This is a genomic window from Allobranchiibius sp. GilTou73, assembly GCF_021391335.1.
GTDB lineage: Bacteria > Actinomycetota > Actinomycetes > Actinomycetales > Dermatophilaceae > Allobranchiibius > Allobranchiibius huperziae.
This window is the reverse complement of sequence record NZ_CP090051.1, coordinates 1,352,562-1,367,393: the sequence shown is the minus strand read 5'-3', so window position 1 is coordinate 1,367,393 and position 14,832 is coordinate 1,352,562. Positions and strand designations below refer to the sequence as shown.

Genomic DNA, 14,832 nt, shown 5'->3' with positions numbered 1-14,832 from the left:
AGTGCTCAGGTGGTTGCCGGAGGCGAGTCGTTCTCGGGTGCGCTGGTGACCTGGTCGATCTGACGTCCGCCGACCGCCACTGTCAGCAGCAGCCCGACGGCCACCAGGGCGGCGCACACCCACATCGAAAACCGATAGGCGCGGGCCACCTCGTGCCCGACCCGGTACTGGTCGCCGCTCAGCCCGACGAGCAGGGGCAGCGCAGCGATGGCGAGAAGCCCCGCGGTGCGGGACACGGCGTTGTTGATGCCACTGGCGAGTCCCGCCTCGTGGTCGGGCGCCGCGGCGAGGACGGTGCCGGTGAGCGGCGCGACCAGCATGCTGAGCCCGAACCCCATCAGCACGAGACCTGGAAGCAGCTGACTCAGGTAGGCCGGGTGGTCCGGCGCCCGCGCCAGCCAGGCCAGACCGACGGCGAGCAGGACGCTGCCGGTCATCATCGGCAGCCGGGCGCCGAACCGGGTCGCCACCGCGCCGAACCGGGAGGCCAGCACCAGCATGATCAGCGAGATGGGCACGGTCGCCGCGCCGGCCTCCAGGGGCGTCCAGCCGGCACTGACCTGGAGGTAGACGGCGAGGAAAAAGAAGCTGCCCGACAACGCCGCGTACACCGCGAGAGTCACCAGGTTGATCACGGTGAAGACACGGTCGGCGAAGAGGGCCGGCTGCACCATGGGATGGGCGGTACGCCGCTCGACCATCACGAACGCGACGGCGGCGAGCACTCCGACGACCAGCGGCAGGACGGTGCGCAGCTCGGCACCGTCGTTCGGCCACGCGGTGAGCGTCCAGGTGATCCCCGCGAGCGCGACCGGCGCCAGCACCAGGCCCGGGATGTCGAAATGGGTGCTGGCCTCGTCGTCCTTGGACTCCGGCGCGGTGCGCAGCAGCCAGAGCACCACCGCCGCCAGAGGCACGTTGATCCAGAACGCCAGGCGCCAGTCGATACCGACGAGCCACCCGCCTACGAGGGGCCCGGCCGCGGTCGCGATGCCGAGCATTCCGGTCCAGGCGCCGATGGCCTTCATCCGGTCCTCCTTGCGGAAGGAGGCCTGCAGCATCGCCAGCGACCCGGGCGTGAGGAGAGCGGCCGCGACCCCCTGCAGCATCCGCGCCGCCACCAGGATCTGGATGGTCGGGCTGAGCGCGGCCAGCGCCGAGGTGACGGCGAACGCCGCGATGCCCATGCCGTAGACCCGCTTGCGACCGAACCGGTCGCCCAGCGACCCACCGACCAGGATCAGGGCGGCGAGGGTCAGCGTGTAGCCGTTCACGACCCACTGCAGTCCGGCGAGCTCGGCGTGCAGTTCGCGTCCGATGCGTGGGAGGGCGACGTTGGCGATGGTCCCGTCGAGGAAGGCCATGCCCGAACCGAGGATGGTCGTCGCGAGCAGCCGGCGCCCGGCCGGCTCCCCCATCTGCAGGCGCGTTGCCTGCTCGCTCACGACCCGCCGTCCGGCATCCCGCCAGTATGCCGGTGCGACACGGCGATCCGTCACCTGTCGGGAAGACACCGCAGACGCGGACAGCGCGCCCCGTAGGACGCGCTGTCTGCATCGAACACTGCTGGTGCCAGGTGAAGGATTCGAACCTTCGAAGCTTTCGCGACGGATTTACAGTCCGCTCCCATTGGCCGCTCGGGCAACCTGGCATGAGTGCGAGCGCAAGGGTAGCAACGGGTGCCCGACCACTCCAATCGGAAAGGCGACACGCCCGGTCGGGGCGGGCCCATCGCCGTCGAGGCGACCGCGTCGGGGCGGGTCCGGCATACTCGATTCCCGCCGACGCACCACCCACAGCCGAAGGAGCAGCCATGGCCGACTCGTCGTTCGACGTCGTGAGCAAGGTCGACAAGCAGGAGGTCGACAACGCGATGAACCAGGCGTCCAAGGAGATCGGCACGCGCTACGACTTCCGCAACGTCGGGGCGTCCTGCGAATGGAGCGGCGACACCATCGTCATGAAGGCCAACACCGCCGAACGGGTCCTGGCGATCCTCGACGTGCTGCAGACCAAACTCGTCCGACGCGGGGTGTCGCTGAAGTCCCTCGACATGAGCGACGACGGTGAGCCCAAGCTCTCGGGCAAGGAGTACCGGCTCTCGGCCACGCTGAAGGACGGCATCAGCCAGGAGGACGCCAAGAAGATCAACAAGCTCATCCGCGACGAGGGGCCCAAATCGGTCAAGTCCCGCATCGAGGGCGATGAGCTGCGGGTCTCCTCCAAGTCCCGCGACGACCTGCAAGAGGTTCAGCAGCTGCTCAAGGGCACCGACCTGGACGTCGCGCTGCAGTTCACCAACTACCGCTAGGACGGCTCGACCACCCGCACCCGTAGACCGGCCGACGTGGACTCGAAGAGCACGTCGGCCAGGGATGCCACCACGAGATCGGCATCCAGTTCGTGTGCGCTATGGCTGGTCGTCAGAGCGAGGGTCGCGCACCCGGCGGCCCGTGCGGCGGTGAGCCCGTTGGGCGCGTCCTCGACCACCAGGCACTGATCGGGCTCGACCCCGAGAAGGCGGGCTGCGATGAGGAACGGCTCGGGATCGGGCTTGCCGCGGGTGATGTCGTCGGCGGTCACCAGCCTGGTCGGCGTCGGGATGCCCGCCGCGCTCAGCCTGGCGGCGGCGAGGTCGCCGGTGGCGGAGGTGACGATCGCGCAGCGGTCCCGGGTCGCCTCGACGGCCTCGACCGCGCCGGGCAGAGCCACCACATCTGCGGTGTCCCGCAGCTCCAGCTCCTCGATCCGGGCCAGTGCGGCCACCGGTTCGACCCCCGGCGCGACCTTGGCGATGATCGCCGCCGCCGGCATCCCGGCGATGCCTTTGAGGGCCGACCGCGGCACGTCGTGCTCGTCGGCCCACTGCACCCACGCGCGGGCCGCGGCCGGCATCGAGTCGACCAGCGTGCCGTCGTTGTCGAAGAGCACCGCACGGAAGGTGCGTCCGGTCAGCGGCATCAGGCGCGCACCATCCGGACGGCGAGATCGGCGAACTCCCGGGCGAGCTCGGCAGGAGCGGTGCCCGCGTCGTCGCGGAACCACCGCGCGACGTCCACGCCCATCCCCGCGATAGCACTCGCGGCCACGTGCGTATCTCCGATGGCGAAGACCGCAGCGTCACAACCTCGTTCGAGGATGTCGACCAGGGAGTCCTGGATCTGCGAGCGCCAGCGCTCGACCTCGACGCGGTGCTCCGGGGTGAGCGCCTCGAGCTCGTAGTTGACGATCCGCGCCGTCGTGTGTCCGAACGCGTGGCCCGTGACGAACGCCGTCACCCAGGCGTGCAGCAGCGCGACCGGGTCGTCCGGACAGTCCCGCACGGCGGCGTCGAGGGAGGCGACCGTCGCGCGGTGACCCTCCAGCGACAGTTCGTGCAACAGCGACTCCTTGGTGCGGTGATGCACATAGACGGCGGCGGGGCTCATGCCGGCGGCGGCCGCGATGTCTCGGGTCGTCGTACCGTGAAAACCCTTGTCAGCGAAGGACGTCCGCGCAGCATCGAGTAGTCGGTCTCTCGCGGCCCGGGCCGGCGGCGCGGGAATGGCGGCGGACATGTTGACGAGCATGCCGCAGATTTGGGACGCTAAGCAAGCGCTTAGTCAGCGACTCGGCGTCGCACCGCTCCGCTACCCGATGCCCCCTTCACGACACGAGGACACCGCCATGCCCCGCAACATCTACTCCGAGGACCACGAGGCCTTCCGGGCCTCCGTGCGCGAATTCGTCGAGCGCACCCCTGCGCCCGCGGGCCGAGGAGATGGTGCGCGACAAGACCATCGCGCGCGACATGTGGCAGGAGGCCGGCAAGCAGGGCTTCCTCGGCCTGGACATCCCCGAGGAGTACGGCGGCGCCGGGGTCGACGACTACCTCTTCAACGCGGTGGCCGCCGAGGAGATCGCGAAGTTCAACGCGGCGGTCTCCTCCTCCTTCGGCATCCACTCCGACGTCTGCCCGCCGTACATCGTCGACCTGGGCACGGAGGAGCAGAAGCAGCGGTGGCTGCCCGGCATGGCTGCCGGCGAGAAGGTCTGCGCGATCGCGATGACGGAGCCCTCTGGCGGTTCCGACCTCGCGGCGCTGAAGACGACCGCCGTACGCGACGGTGACGGCTGGTTGATCAACGGCTCGAAGACGTTCATCACCAACGGTTTCGGGGCTGACCTCATCATCGTGGCGACGCGCACCGACCCGGCGAAGGGCGCCAAGGGCATCACCCTCTTCATGGTCGAGGACGGCATGGCGGGCTTCACCCGCGGTCGCAAGCTGGACAAGGTCGGGCAGGAGGAGTCCGACACCGCCGAGCTCTTCTTCGACAACGTGCGCGTCTCGGACGAGAACCGGATCGGCGAGGAGGGCATGGGCTTCATCGCGATGATGCAGCGCCTGCCGCAGGAGCGCATCGGGGCCGCGGTCAGCAACATCAGCCACGTCACGCAGATACTCGCCGAGACCCTGGACTACGTGAAGGAGCGCAAGGCCTTCGGGCAACCCATCGGGAGCCTGCAGCACAACAAGTTCAAGCTGGCCGAGATGGTCACGCGCGTCGAGGTGACCCAGGCATACGTCGACGACTGCCTGGTGGCGCACGCCGCAGGCACTCTCACCTCGGTGGACGCCGCGAAGGCCAAGTGGTTCACCGCGCAGGTGCAGAACGACGTCCTCGACGAGTGCGTGCAGCTCTACGGCGGCTACGGGTTCATGAACGAGTACCGGGTCGCCCGCGCATGGCGCGATGCCCGGGTCACCAAGATCTGGGCCGGTTCCAACGAGATCATGAAGGAACTGATCGGTCGCGATTTGGGTCTTTGACCCCGCTCCCGCGCAAGTCGTCCGCAGATCGTGACCTCGGACGGCGGCACGGGACGCCGACGGGAGGCATGATCGACCTATGCCGTCCGTGAAGCTGCGCCTGCCGAGCTCCCCACCGCCCGGATGGCCGAGCGAAGACCGCGGCCGGCTGCACCACGAGTCGGTCACGGCTCGACTCGGCACTGCTGTCGGCATCGCGTTCGGTATCTGCTTCGTGACCGGCGTGATCAGCCACTACCAGTCCCACCCCTGGATGTGGCTGCCGCCGCCCGCGACACCGGCCGGCGGATACCGCTTCACCCAGGGACTGCACGTCATCACCGGGTTCGCCTCGATCCCGTTGCTGCTCGCGAAGCTCTGGTCGGTGCAGAACAAGCTGGCTCAATGGCCGCCGGTCAGCTCGGTGCTGCACGCGCTAGAGCGTGCGTCCGTCGCCGTCCTCATCGCCGGGGCGCTGGTGCAGTTGACCACCGGGATGCTCAACGTGTTGCAGTACTACCCGTTCAAGTGGCCGTTCGCGTCGGTGCACTATGCGCTCGGATGGGTGGTCATCGGCGCGCTCCTGCTGCACATCGCCGTCAAACTCCCGATCATTCGCCGCGGGCTGTCCACGAAGCTGGACGGACCCATGGTCGACGAACACGGCCTGACCCGTCGCGGCGCCGTGACGGGCGTGGGCATCGGGGCGGGCATCGTCGGGCTCACCACGGTCGGCCAGGTGGTCGGCCCGCTGGCGAAGGTGGCACTGCTGGCACCCCGTCGACCCGACCGCGCGCCGCAACAGGATCTGCCCGTCAACCGCACCGCGGCTGCTGCCGGAGTGCGCAAGACCGCGGTATCCGCGGACTACCGGCTGACCGTGCGGGGCGGCACCGGCACCCGGACGCTCACTCTGCAGCAGATCGAGGCGATGCCCGCGCAGACCCGCGATCTGTCCATCGCGTGCGTGGAGGGCTGGAGTCGGCGCGCGACCTGGACCGGGCCGTCGCTGCTCGACATCGTCGCGATGGTCGGAGGCACCGCGGACAGCATCGTGACGGTGAGTTCCCTGGAGAAGCACGGGTTCAGCAGGTCGACCATCACGGCAGGACAGTTGAAGGAGGCCCTCCTCGCGACCCACCTGCACGGTGAACGGCTCACCCTCGACCACGGATACCCGCTGCGCCTCATCGCCCCGGACCGCAAGGGCGAGCTGCAGACGAAGTGGGTCGACACGGTGGTGGTCTCGCATGCCTGAGCGCATCGTCCGCGGCGCCCTCGGCGTGCTCGGGATGGCGGCCGCCGTCTGGGGGCTGCATCTGCTCTGGGTGGACCGGCCCTACATCAAGACCCTCAACTTCGGCGAATGGCTGATCAGCGGGATCCTGCTGCACGACCTGATCATCGCGAACGTCGTGCTCCTGGTCGGGTGGCTGCTCGCCAAGCTGCTGCCGCCGCATCTGCGCGGGTTCGTGCAGGGCGCGCTGCTCGTGATCGCCCTGGTCGGCTCGGTCGCATTCTTCGTGGTCTGGCGTCAGGGCACCGCCAGCAGCCCGTCCCTGGCGCTGCTGCGGCAGAACTACGTGGCGAACTTGGGGATCATCGCGGCCGTCGTGGTCGTCTGCACGGCGGTGCTGTACGTGCTGTCGCTGCGGACCATGAGGAAGTCCCGGCCGGAGTGAGTCCAGTGCTCCACGAGCGCGAGGCCCGCCTCCTCGGCGTAGCGCTGCAACACGTCCGCTGACGCGACGGCCCACGGGAAGGTCGGCGCGTCCTCGCCGTCCGTGCTGAAGCTCGCGGTGAGCACCTCGTCCGTGCCCGGCACGCTGGTCGCGGCCTCCAGGATCACCGTGCCGTCGGAGGCGGTCAGCTCGCGCATCCGGCGCAGCAGCGCCGGCACGTCGCCGCCGATGCCGCAGTTGCCGTCGAGCACCAGGACCGTGCGCCAGCGTCCTTCGCCGGGCAGCCGGGAGAAGATGTCCCGGGCCAGGGCCAGGGCACCGCGTTGCAGGGTGATCTCGACGGCGGCGTCCGCGATGTCGACGCCGAGGGCTGCCGTGCCGGCAGCGGTCAGTGCTCCGACGATGCGACCCGGGCCGCATCCGACGTCCAGCACCGGGCCCACGCAGCGCTCCAACACCGTGGTGTCCGCGGCGTCGGCGTCGGCCAGATAGCGGGCCATGTCCAACTCGATCCGGTGACCGGACGTGGTGTGCAGACCGAGAGGGCCGCGGTCGCGCAGCGCCTGTTCGTACGCCGCCAGTGCGCCGATCCTCATACGTCGGCCCCTGCGGCAGTCGCCGCCATCGCCGTCGTCCAAGCACCGGCGAACGCGCTCGCCGGCACGAGAGCGGCCACCTGCGCCGCATCCTCCGGGGTGTCCACGTCGAGCAGCGGCGCCAACTCCTGCACGCGCAGACCTGCGTGCAGCATCCGGGCCAGCTGATCGGCCCCGGTGTGGTCGGTCGACATCGGAACTCCTTCGATCACCTCGGGTGCCATGGCGGGATCCGCGAAGCCGATGGCCCAGTAGCCGCCGTCGGTCGCCATCCCGAGGCACGCGTCGTAGGAGTTCGGATCGAATCCGCACATGGATGGGGTGACCTGGGGGGTGTCCATCCCGACCAGCAGGCACGGCCCGGGCGGGAGGCCGCCGATGACCGTGGCCAGCCGGCGGTCCAGCCCACCCTCGGGCTGGGCCACGACCGACCAGCCGGCCGGCACCCATTCGCCTGCCTCGCCGTCGAGGGCCAGCACGTGACGGTGAGCCGGGACCATGCTCATCGCGTCCAGGGTGTCGCGGATGGCTGCGGCTGCCACCGCGGCCGCCTGCTCCGGGGTGATGGCGACGGTGAGGCGGGTCTTGACCCGACCGGCCACCGGCTCCTTCGCGATGACCATCACGCTCGCGAGCGTGATGGTCATCGGGCGAGCACCACGGTCATGTCCCGCATGGCCTGCACGGTGCCGCGCACCGTCCCGGTGACCTTGGATCGTCCGTGCCGGGGGTGATAGTCGACGTCGGTCTCCACGACCCGCCACCCGGCCTTCGCTGCCAGCACCATGGTCTCCAGCGGATATCCGCTGCGCCGGTCGATCTGGGCGAGGTCGATGAGGGCGGTACGACGCCCCACCCGTACGGCACCCACGTCGTGCACGGGCAGACCGAGGGTGCGCAACCGCCAGGAGAGCACACCGTTCGCCAGACGCGCGTGGGCCGGCCACGCACCGCGGGCCACCGGTCGGCGCCGGCCGACGGCGAGGTCGGCGCTGCCGTCGAGGACCGGTGCGGCGAGCGCAGGCACGATCGAGAGATCGAACGAGCCGTCGCAGTCGACGAACGCGACCAGATCGGCGGTCGCCGCCATCAGCCCGGCGTGGCAGGCGGCGCCGTACCCACGCTGGGTCGCCGTCACCACGTGCGCGCCGAGCGAACGCGCGATCTGCGGGCTGCCGTCGGTGCTGCCGTTGTCCACGACGAGCGCTCGGGTGCCGTCCGGAAGGTCGCCCAGGACGTGCGGGAGCGCGGCTGCCTCGTCCAGGCAGGGAAGAACAATATCGATCATCACCCGACAGCCTGCCTCATCAGGGGCCCGTGCGCTGCATTCGCACCGCCCGGGGTGTGTGTCGACACCGTCGGGCCCGCCGTAGCCTTAGGCTCGCGAACGTGCCCCATCACTTCCTCCACATCCTCGGCATCGCACTGCTGTGGGGTGCAGGCGGATCGGCGGTGGCATGGGTGCTGACCTGGCCCGTCCGTCGGCGCGGCTGGACGGGCGGACATGTCTCGATCGCCGTGGTGGCGACCTTCGCGACGGTGGCGGCGATCGCCGGCAACGCACGCGCGATGCTGATCAGCACCGACGACGGACACGCGACCATCGTCTCCGCCGTCATCGCCGGACTGCTGGCATCGGTGGCGGCGTTGCTGAGCGCACGCACCTTCCGGCGCGACAGCGCGTTCCTGCACACCGACATCGCCCACATCAACAGCGGTGGCGTGCCGACGCAGAACACCGAACCGATGTCACCGGAACTGCGCGGGCTGCACCACGCGATGCGCGAGATGGGCGCCAACCTCGCCGACGCCCGAAAGCGCGAGTACGCGCTGGAGGCCTCACGCCGCGAGCTTGTCGCTTGGATCTCCGATGACCTGCGCACCCCTCTCACCGGCCTACGTGCCGCGGCCGGGGAGCTCGGGGACGACATCGGCGGCGACCACGCCCGACGCCACGACCGCATCACCGCGGAGGTGCAGCAACTCACCGAGATGGTCGACGACCTCTACGAGCTCAGCCGGTTGCACGTGGGGATGGGCAAGCGCCGCAACGAGCGGGTAGACCTCTCGGCGCTGCTCTCGACGACCATGTCGAACCTCGAGCGGGTCGCGCACGCGGAGAAGGTGCGCCTGACCGGCTCGGCGGCGGTCGCCGCCGAGGTGATGGGTGATCCGGGCCAGCTCAACCGCGCGCTGACCAACCTGGTCTACAACGCGATCCGTCACACCCCCGCGCGCGGCGCGGTCACCGTCGAGCTGCGCGCCGGGGAGAGACCCGGCCAGGCGCTGCTGCGGGTCACCGACCGGTGCGGCGGTTTCGCACCCGGCGACGTGCCCCGCCTGCGGGACATCGGCCTGCACGGCGACCCGCTCGACGACGCACCGTCGGGCGAGACCGCCGGGGGAGGTCTCGGGCTGACGGTGACCCGTGAAATCGTGGACGCGCACGACGGCGCCGTCGAGTTCGAGAACACCGACGACGGCTGCGCGTTCACGATCGTGCTCCCACTCGCGAGCTGAGGCCACCTGTTGCGCATCCTTCTCACCGGCGGTGCCGGTTTCATCGGGCAGCACGTCCTGCGCGCCGCGCTCGCGGCCGGTCACGACGTGCTCGTGCTGGACAACCTGCGCGCCGACGTCCACCCGGTCCCGTCCTGGGACCCACCGGACGGCGCGCGCTTCCTGCGCGGCGACGTCCGCGATGCGGATGTCTGCGACGAGGCGCTGCGCGAGGTGGACTCGGTGATCCACCTCGCCGCGAAGGTCGGGCTGGGCGTCGACATCTCCGACCTGCCGGACTACGCCTCCTCCAACGACGTCGGCACCGCCACCCTGCTCGCGCGGATGGCGGCCGCAGGACGGCGCGAACTCGTGCTGGCCGCCTCGATGGTCGTCTACGGCGAAGGACGCGGCGAATGCGAGGTGCACGGGCTGAGCAGGGGTCTCCCCCGCACTCCGGAGCACCTCGAGGCCGGTGACTTCGAGCCGCGGTGTGTCACCTGCGGGCGGGTCCTGGCCCCCGCACTGGTGGCCGAGGACGTCCCTGCCGACCCGCGCAACGCGTACGCGGTGTCCAAGCTCGCCCAGGAGCACTACGCCACGACATGGGCCCGCGAGACGTCGTCGTCCGCGACCGCGCTGCGCTTCCACAACGTCTACGGACCGGGCATGCCGAGCAACACGCCGTACGCCGGTGTCGCCTCGCTCTTCGCGGCCGCGTCACGGCGGGGTGAGGCGCCGCGCGTCTTCGAGGACGGCGGCCAGCGCCGCGACTTCGTGCACGTGCGCGACATCGCGAGCGCCGTGGTGGCCGCGGCCGAACAGCCGCGCGAGGGCTTTCGCGCGTACAACGTCGGATCGGGCACCCCGCGGACCGTCGGCGACCTGGCCACGGAACTCGCGACCGCTCTCGACGGGCCGGCGCCCGTCGTGACCGGCCAGTGGCGCCTCGGCGACGTCCGGCACATCACCGCCGACTCCGCCGCCATCCGCCGTGACCTGGGCTGGGCACCGCGCGAGGACTTCGCGGCGGGCGTCCGCGAGTTGGCGGTCAGCGGCTCGTGAGAACGTAGGGGTGGAGCCGACGGCGCCGCCCCGCGGCGCCTCACCACCACCAAGCACCTGACGAGAGACAAGGACGTTTCCATGCCAGAACAGAGCACCCGCACCGCCATCGTGACCGGCTCGGCCCGAGGGATCGGCGCCGCCGTCGCCGAGCGGCTCGCCGCCGACGGGATGGCCGTCGGCGTCCTCGACCTCGACCAGGACGCCTGCACCGCCGTCGCCGAGCGCATCGTCGCTGCCGGCGGAAAGGCTGTGGGCGTCGCGTGCAACGTCGCCGACGAGAGCGACGTGCAGGCCGCCGTCGAGAAGGTCGCCGCCGAGCTCGGCGCGCCGACCGTGCTCGTCAACAACGCGGGTGTCCTGCGCGACAACCTCATCTTCAAGATGAGCGCGGACGACTGGGACACCGTCATGAACGTGCATCTGCGCGGCAGCTTCCTGATGACCCGCGCGGTCCAGGCGTACATGACCAAGGAGAAGTACGGCCGCATCGTCAACCTCTCGAGCACCTCCGCGCTCGGTAACCGCGGCCAGGTCAACTACGCCGCCGCCAAGGCCGGCATGCAGGGCTTCACCAAGACGCTGGCGATCGAGCTCGGCAAGTTCGGTGTCACCGCCAACGCGATCGCCCCCGGATTCATCGAGACCGACATGACCAAGGCGACCGCAGAGCGCGTCGGGATGGACTTCGAGGAGTTCAAGAAGGCCGCAGCCGCGGGCATCCCCGTCGGCCGTGGCGGCAAGCCCGAGGACATCGCCGCCGCCGCGTCGTTCTTCTGCAGCGAAGAGGTCGGTTTCGTCAGCGGTCAGGTGCTCTACGTGGCCGGTGGCCCCAGGGACTGACCTGCACCTCTCTCGAGCGGCTTCGGGCTTCGGCCCGGGGCCGCTCGATCGTTTCAGGAGGCGGCCGACTGGAGGCGGTCGCGGATCTGCCGCCCGATGTCGCGCATCCGGGTGATCACCTCGTCCAGCATGTCGCCGTCGGTCGCCTGGTCCCAGTGCGCGATCACGGCGTATGCCGTCCGCTCACCTCCCGCGTGCGCGAGACCGGTGTCCGCGCGGATTCCCTCGTTCGTGCCGGTCTTGTTCACCAATGTGAAGCGACCGGGATCGCCGCCGCCGATGCTGTTGTGCGCCAACGGGTCCAGTCCGAACGCGTCCGCGACCATCGACAGGTCCGTGTCGAGTGAGAGCCACTCCCCCACCTCGGCGCTGATCCGACCGGCGTCCAGCAACTCCATGAAGCGGATCAGCGCCGACGCACTTGCGACCGAGAGCGTCGGCGCCACGTCGGGATCCGCCGGGTCACGATGGCCTCGCGCATAGTCCAGCAGCGCCAAGGGGGCCAGGCCGAGGCGATCGGCGTACTCCCGCACCTGCGCGATGCCTACGTGATGCAGCAGGACGTTGGTCGCCAGATTGTCACTGTGCGCCCCGATGAGTCGGCACACGTCGACGGCGGGCAGGACCTCCTGCTGCAAGGTGTGCCACACCCCGGAGTCGCGCACGAAGACCCCGTCGGCCCGGCACAGCGGTCCCTCGCGCGACAGGGTGCCCGCCTCGAACATCTCGGCGGCCACCCCCAGCAGGAGCAGCTTGCCGATCGACGCCGCGGGGAGCACCAGGTCGACATCCTCGACAAGCCACGGCGTGTCACCCACCGACCCGACCTGGACGCTCCAGCGCAGCGTCACAGCGAGTCGGGGAAGTACCTGCGCCGCGAGGTGATCCGCTCCTCGAGGGCGGCGGTCTGGTCGATCAGGGCGCGTCGGATGCCCGCCGACAGGCCCTCGCCGTCGATGGCGGCTCGCGCGGCCTCCAGCGTCGCCGGCTCGACCACGACGTGCGGGAAACCGGCGCGGGTAAGCTGCTCGGCCGGCATTCCTCCGAAGGTCTGCGCCAGCGAGCCGACCTGGGCGAAGTACCGCGCGACATACGGCCGGACCAGATCGATCTGGGAGGGCCGGAAGATCCCTCCGAGAACCGCACCGGCCTCGTAGTTGGACAGCTGCTGGCCGCCGAACACCTGATGCCACGCCCACTCCTTGGCGTCCTGCGTCGGGATGGAGGCCTTCGCGGTGAGCCCGTCGAGGACGGCGGACATCGAGCGGTCCTGCGCCAGGTGGGAGTCGACGTCGGCCGCGGTGAGAGCGCCCAGGGTGCACAACCGCCGGATCGCCAGCCAGCGGAAGTCCGGGTCGCCCTCCAGGGCGGCGGGGGTGTGCCGTCCGTCGGCCCAGTCGCGCAGGGTCGCCTCGTCGTGCGTGGTGTGCGCGACCATCGTCGCGGCAGCGATCCCAGCAGGCAGGCTGACGTCGTCCGCGGCCAGCATCGTGCGGGCCGCGTCGTCGAACGCCTGCGCCGCCGCTGTCGATTCGTCGGGCGGCAGGTACCCGCCGAGGAGCGCACCCCGACTCTGCGAGGCGACGTACGCCAGCAGGGTGAAGCTGGTCTCGGCCGGCCAGAAGTCGAGCACGCTGTCGCGCACCAGACGGGGATCGACGCCGCCGGTCAGCATGCCGTTGAGCAGCGCCGACCACGCGGCCGCCCTGGTGCCGGAGTCGGGCAGCGTGCGCAGCCCGGTACGCAGCGCCTCCAGGCTGGCCGTGTCGAGCGCGACCTGCGCCCAGGTCTCGTCGGAGGCGTTGGGCAGCAGGATCTGCGGCACTTCCCGGCCGGTGAGCTCGCCGAGCGGGGTGACGTCCGCCGCGGCCTCGACCTGGGTGCGCCAGATCTGCGCGCCGTCGGTGTAGCCCGCCACGTCGAGCACGTGCGGCCGGTCGGCCGGGTGACCGGCGGGCGGCGTACGCCGCAGCTCGGCCTCCGCGACCGTGTCGCCGTCGGTCTCGGTGTGCACCTGCAGCACGTCCGCGCCGGACGTGCGCAGCCACTGCTCGCTCCACTGCGTGAGGTCGCGCCCGCTCGCCTTCTCCATCGCGCCGAGGAAGTCCGCCAGGGTGGCGTTGCCGAAGGCGTGCCGGGACAGGTAGTCGCGCACGCCCGCGACGAAGGCGTCGTCGCCGACGTAGAGCACCAGTTGCGCCAACGCTGAGGCGCCCTTGGCGTAGGAGATGCCGTCGAAGTTGGTGAGGGCCGAGAGCGCGTCGGGCGCGGGCGAGCCGGCGATCGGGTGGGTGGAGGGTGCCCGGTCTGCGGCGTACCCCCATGTCTTGCGCTGCGCGGAGAACGCGATCCGCGACTCGTCGTGGTCGGTCGCCTCCTCGACGGCGCGGCCCGCCATGTACTCCGCGAACGACTCGTTGAGCCACAGGTCGTCCCACCAGCGCAGGGTGACCAGGTCGCCGAACCACATGTGCGCCATCTCGTGCGCGATCGTGTTGGCGCGGGACAGCAGGTGGTCGGGCGCCAGCGTGCCGCGCATGATCATCGTGTCGCGGAAGGTGACGCACCCAGGGTTCTCCATGGCTCCGGCGTTGAACTCCGGCACGAAGAACTGGTGATAGTCACCCCACGGATAGCGCACGCCGAAGAGCCGGTGGTAGTGGTCGAAGGACTGCTTAGTGACCTGGAAGATGTCCGGCGCCTGCTCGTCCAGCTCCTTCGCGAGGGCGGCGCGCACGTGCACCTCCAGGTGGATGCCGTCGTGCTCGTCGGTGACGGTGGCGTAGGGGCCGGCGCAGACGGTGAAGAAGTAGGTGGCGATCGGCTTCGTCGTCGCGAGGGTCCACTCGCCCGGCGCCGTGCGGGTCGCGTCGCCGTTGCCCGCGACCACCCAGTCCTGCGGCGCGCGGACGCGCACGTCGTACGGCGCCTTCAGGTCGGGCTGGTCGAAGCAGGCGTACATCCGCGGCGCCGCGTCCATGAACGACATGCCGTAGACGTAGGCCTTGCCGTCCTCGGGATCGACCGCGCGATGCAGTCCCTCGCCGTCGCGGCTATAGCTCATCGTGGCTGCGACGTGCACCTCGTTGTCGGCGGCCAGGTCGGTGAGGGTGACCCGCCCGTCGTCGATCGCCGCGGGGTCGACAGCGGTGCCGTTCAGGGTGATCGACCCCACGCGCGCGGCCTTCAGATCGAGGAAGGTCGACTCCCCCGGCTGCCGGGCGCTGAACCGGATGGTCGTGACAGAGCCGAACTCGGTGTCACCCCGGTCGAGATCGAGGTCGACGTCGTACGACGTCACCTCGATCAGGGCTGCGCGTGCCTCGGCCTCGGTGCGTTGCAGAATCGCCATGGC

General features: G+C 70.4%; 14 protein-coding genes, 1 tRNA gene and 1 pseudogene. 7 read left to right on the top strand and 9 right to left on the bottom strand.

Translation table 11 applies throughout. From position 1 onward, the window contains the following. Positions 1–5: 5 nt before the first annotated feature. Positions 6–1,445, bottom strand: coding sequence for an MFS transporter (locus LVQ62_RS06900; RefSeq protein ID WP_233766863.1), 1,440 nt, complete (start codon positions 1,443–1,445; stop codon positions 6–8). 122 nt (positions 1,446–1,567) lie between these two features. After that, positions 1,568–1,651 (bottom strand) — tRNA-Tyr (locus LVQ62_RS06895). Between the two features lie 162 nt (positions 1,652–1,813). On the opposite strand from LVQ62_RS06895, the gene LVQ62_RS06890 reads away from it, so the two are divergent. Next, positions 1,814–2,311 carry a YajQ family cyclic di-GMP-binding protein gene (locus tag LVQ62_RS06890; RefSeq protein ID WP_233766861.1) on the top strand — a complete coding sequence of 166 codons (498 nt, stop codon included), beginning with the start codon at positions 1,814–1,816 and terminating at the stop codon, positions 2,309–2,311. Here LVQ62_RS06890 and LVQ62_RS06885 read toward each other — a convergent pair. Continuing rightward, positions 2,308–2,961 carry an HAD-IA family hydrolase gene (locus LVQ62_RS06885; RefSeq protein WP_233766853.1) on the bottom strand — a complete coding sequence of 218 codons (654 nt, stop codon included), beginning with the start codon at positions 2,959–2,961 and terminating at the stop codon, positions 2,308–2,310. The two genes, LVQ62_RS06890 and LVQ62_RS06885, sit on opposite strands and share 4 nt — an antisense overlap. After that, the gene (locus LVQ62_RS06880) at positions 2,961–3,557 is read right to left on the bottom strand and encodes a TetR/AcrR family transcriptional regulator (RefSeq protein ID WP_233766851.1); all 597 of its coding nucleotides are present in this window, start codon (positions 3,555–3,557) and stop codon (positions 2,961–2,963) included. The genes LVQ62_RS06885 and LVQ62_RS06880 overlap by 1 nt, the downstream gene beginning before the upstream one ends. 109 nt (positions 3,558–3,666) lie before the next feature. On the opposite strand from LVQ62_RS06880, the pseudogene LVQ62_RS06875 reads away from it, so the two are divergent. The 3 genes and pseudogenes from LVQ62_RS06875 (at position 3,667) to LVQ62_RS06865 (ending at position 6,474) form a co-directional block, all read left to right on the top strand. Beyond that, a pseudogene (locus LVQ62_RS06875) lies at positions 3,667–4,813 on the top strand (acyl-CoA dehydrogenase family protein). A gap of 79 nt (positions 4,814–4,892) precedes the next feature. Then, entirely contained in the window at positions 4,893–6,050 is a 1,158-nt protein-coding gene (locus tag LVQ62_RS06870) for a molybdopterin-dependent oxidoreductase (RefSeq protein ID WP_233766848.1), read from the top strand. Continuing rightward, positions 6,043–6,474 (top strand): hypothetical protein, encoded by a 432-nt coding sequence (locus LVQ62_RS06865; protein ID WP_233766846.1) that lies wholly within the window; start codon positions 6,043–6,045, stop codon positions 6,472–6,474. The genes LVQ62_RS06870 and LVQ62_RS06865 overlap by 8 nt, the downstream gene beginning before the upstream one ends. Here LVQ62_RS06865 and LVQ62_RS06860 read toward each other — a convergent pair. From LVQ62_RS06860 to LVQ62_RS06850, 3 genes are read right to left on the bottom strand one after another with little or no spacing between them, the layout of a single operon-like run. Then, positions 6,372–7,070, bottom strand: a complete 699-nt coding sequence (locus tag LVQ62_RS06860) for a methyltransferase domain-containing protein (RefSeq protein WP_233766844.1) — start codon at positions 7,068–7,070, stop codon at positions 6,372–6,374. The genes LVQ62_RS06865 and LVQ62_RS06860 overlap by 103 nt on opposite strands. Continuing rightward, complete coding sequence (locus tag LVQ62_RS06855; RefSeq protein WP_233766835.1) at positions 7,067–7,717, bottom strand: DUF2064 domain-containing protein; 651 nt, start codon at positions 7,715–7,717, stop codon at positions 7,067–7,069. Before LVQ62_RS06855 ends, LVQ62_RS06860 begins: the two co-directional genes overlap by 4 nt. Beyond that, positions 7,714–8,358: a glycosyltransferase family 2 protein gene (locus LVQ62_RS06850; protein WP_233766830.1), complete on the bottom strand. Its 645-nt coding sequence runs from the start codon at positions 8,356–8,358 to the stop codon at positions 7,714–7,716. The genes LVQ62_RS06855 and LVQ62_RS06850 overlap by 4 nt, the downstream gene beginning before the upstream one ends. A gap of 101 nt (positions 8,359–8,459) precedes the next feature. Here LVQ62_RS06850 and LVQ62_RS06845 point away from each other — a divergent pair, with 101 nt between their 5' ends. From LVQ62_RS06845 to fabG, 3 genes are all read left to right on the top strand, one after another. Then, positions 8,460–9,590: a sensor histidine kinase KdpD gene (locus LVQ62_RS06845; RefSeq protein WP_233766827.1), complete on the top strand. Its 1,131-nt coding sequence runs from the start codon at positions 8,460–8,462 to the stop codon at positions 9,588–9,590. A gap of 9 nt (positions 9,591–9,599) precedes the next feature. Beyond that, positions 9,600–10,634, top strand: coding sequence for an NAD(P)-dependent oxidoreductase (locus LVQ62_RS06840; RefSeq protein ID WP_233766825.1), 1,035 nt, complete (start codon positions 9,600–9,602; stop codon positions 10,632–10,634). An 81-nt stretch (positions 10,635–10,715) separates the two neighbouring features. Next, positions 10,716–11,477 (top strand): 3-oxoacyl-ACP reductase FabG, encoded by a 762-nt coding sequence (gene fabG / locus LVQ62_RS06835; RefSeq protein WP_233766823.1) that lies wholly within the window; start codon positions 10,716–10,718, stop codon positions 11,475–11,477. Positions 11,478–11,530: 53 nt separating this feature from the next. On the opposite strand, the gene LVQ62_RS06830 is transcribed toward fabG, so the two are convergent. Both LVQ62_RS06830 and pepN read right to left on the bottom strand, forming a co-directional pair. Next, on the bottom strand, positions 11,531–12,295 hold the full coding sequence (locus LVQ62_RS06830) for a serine hydrolase (protein ID WP_233766821.1): 765 nt from the start codon (positions 12,293–12,295) through the stop codon (positions 11,531–11,533). A gap of 29 nt (positions 12,296–12,324) precedes the next feature. After that, positions 12,325–14,829 (bottom strand): aminopeptidase N, encoded by a 2,505-nt coding sequence (gene pepN, locus LVQ62_RS06825; protein WP_233766819.1) that lies wholly within the window; start codon positions 14,827–14,829, stop codon positions 12,325–12,327. Positions 14,830–14,832: the final 3 nt, after the last annotated feature.

What these genes read in the sequence shown, in the direction of transcription:
- LVQ62_RS06885 (WP_233766853.1), bottom strand. Translation starts at nt 2,961, where the DNA reads ATGCCGCTGACCGGACGCACCTTCCGTGCGGTGCTCTTCGACAACGAC.
- LVQ62_RS06880 (WP_233766851.1), bottom strand. Translation starts at nt 3,557, where the DNA reads ATGTCCGCCGCCATTCCCGCGCCGCCGGCCCGGGCCGCGAGAGACCGA.
- fabG (WP_233766823.1), top strand. Translation starts at nt 10,716, where the DNA reads ATGCCAGAACAGAGCACCCGCACCGCCATCGTGACCGGCTCGGCCCGA.
- LVQ62_RS06865 (WP_233766846.1), top strand. Translation starts at nt 6,043, where the DNA reads ATGCCTGAGCGCATCGTCCGCGGCGCCCTCGGCGTGCTCGGGATGGCG.
- LVQ62_RS06890 (WP_233766861.1), top strand. Translation starts at nt 1,814, where the DNA reads ATGGCCGACTCGTCGTTCGACGTCGTGAGCAAGGTCGACAAGCAGGAG.
- pepN (WP_233766819.1), bottom strand. Translation starts at nt 14,829, where the DNA reads ATGGCGATTCTGCAACGCACCGAGGCCGAGGCACGCGCAGCCCTGATC.
- LVQ62_RS06860 (WP_233766844.1), bottom strand. Translation starts at nt 7,070, where the DNA reads ATGAGGATCGGCGCACTGGCGGCGTACGAACAGGCGCTGCGCGACCGC.
- LVQ62_RS06850 (WP_233766830.1), bottom strand. Translation starts at nt 8,358, where the DNA reads ATGATCGATATTGTTCTTCCCTGCCTGGACGAGGCAGCCGCGCTCCCG.
- LVQ62_RS06855 (WP_233766835.1), bottom strand. Translation starts at nt 7,717, where the DNA reads ATGACCATCACGCTCGCGAGCGTGATGGTCATCGCGAAGGAGCCGGTG.
- LVQ62_RS06870 (WP_233766848.1), top strand. Translation starts at nt 4,893, where the DNA reads ATGCCGTCCGTGAAGCTGCGCCTGCCGAGCTCCCCACCGCCCGGATGG.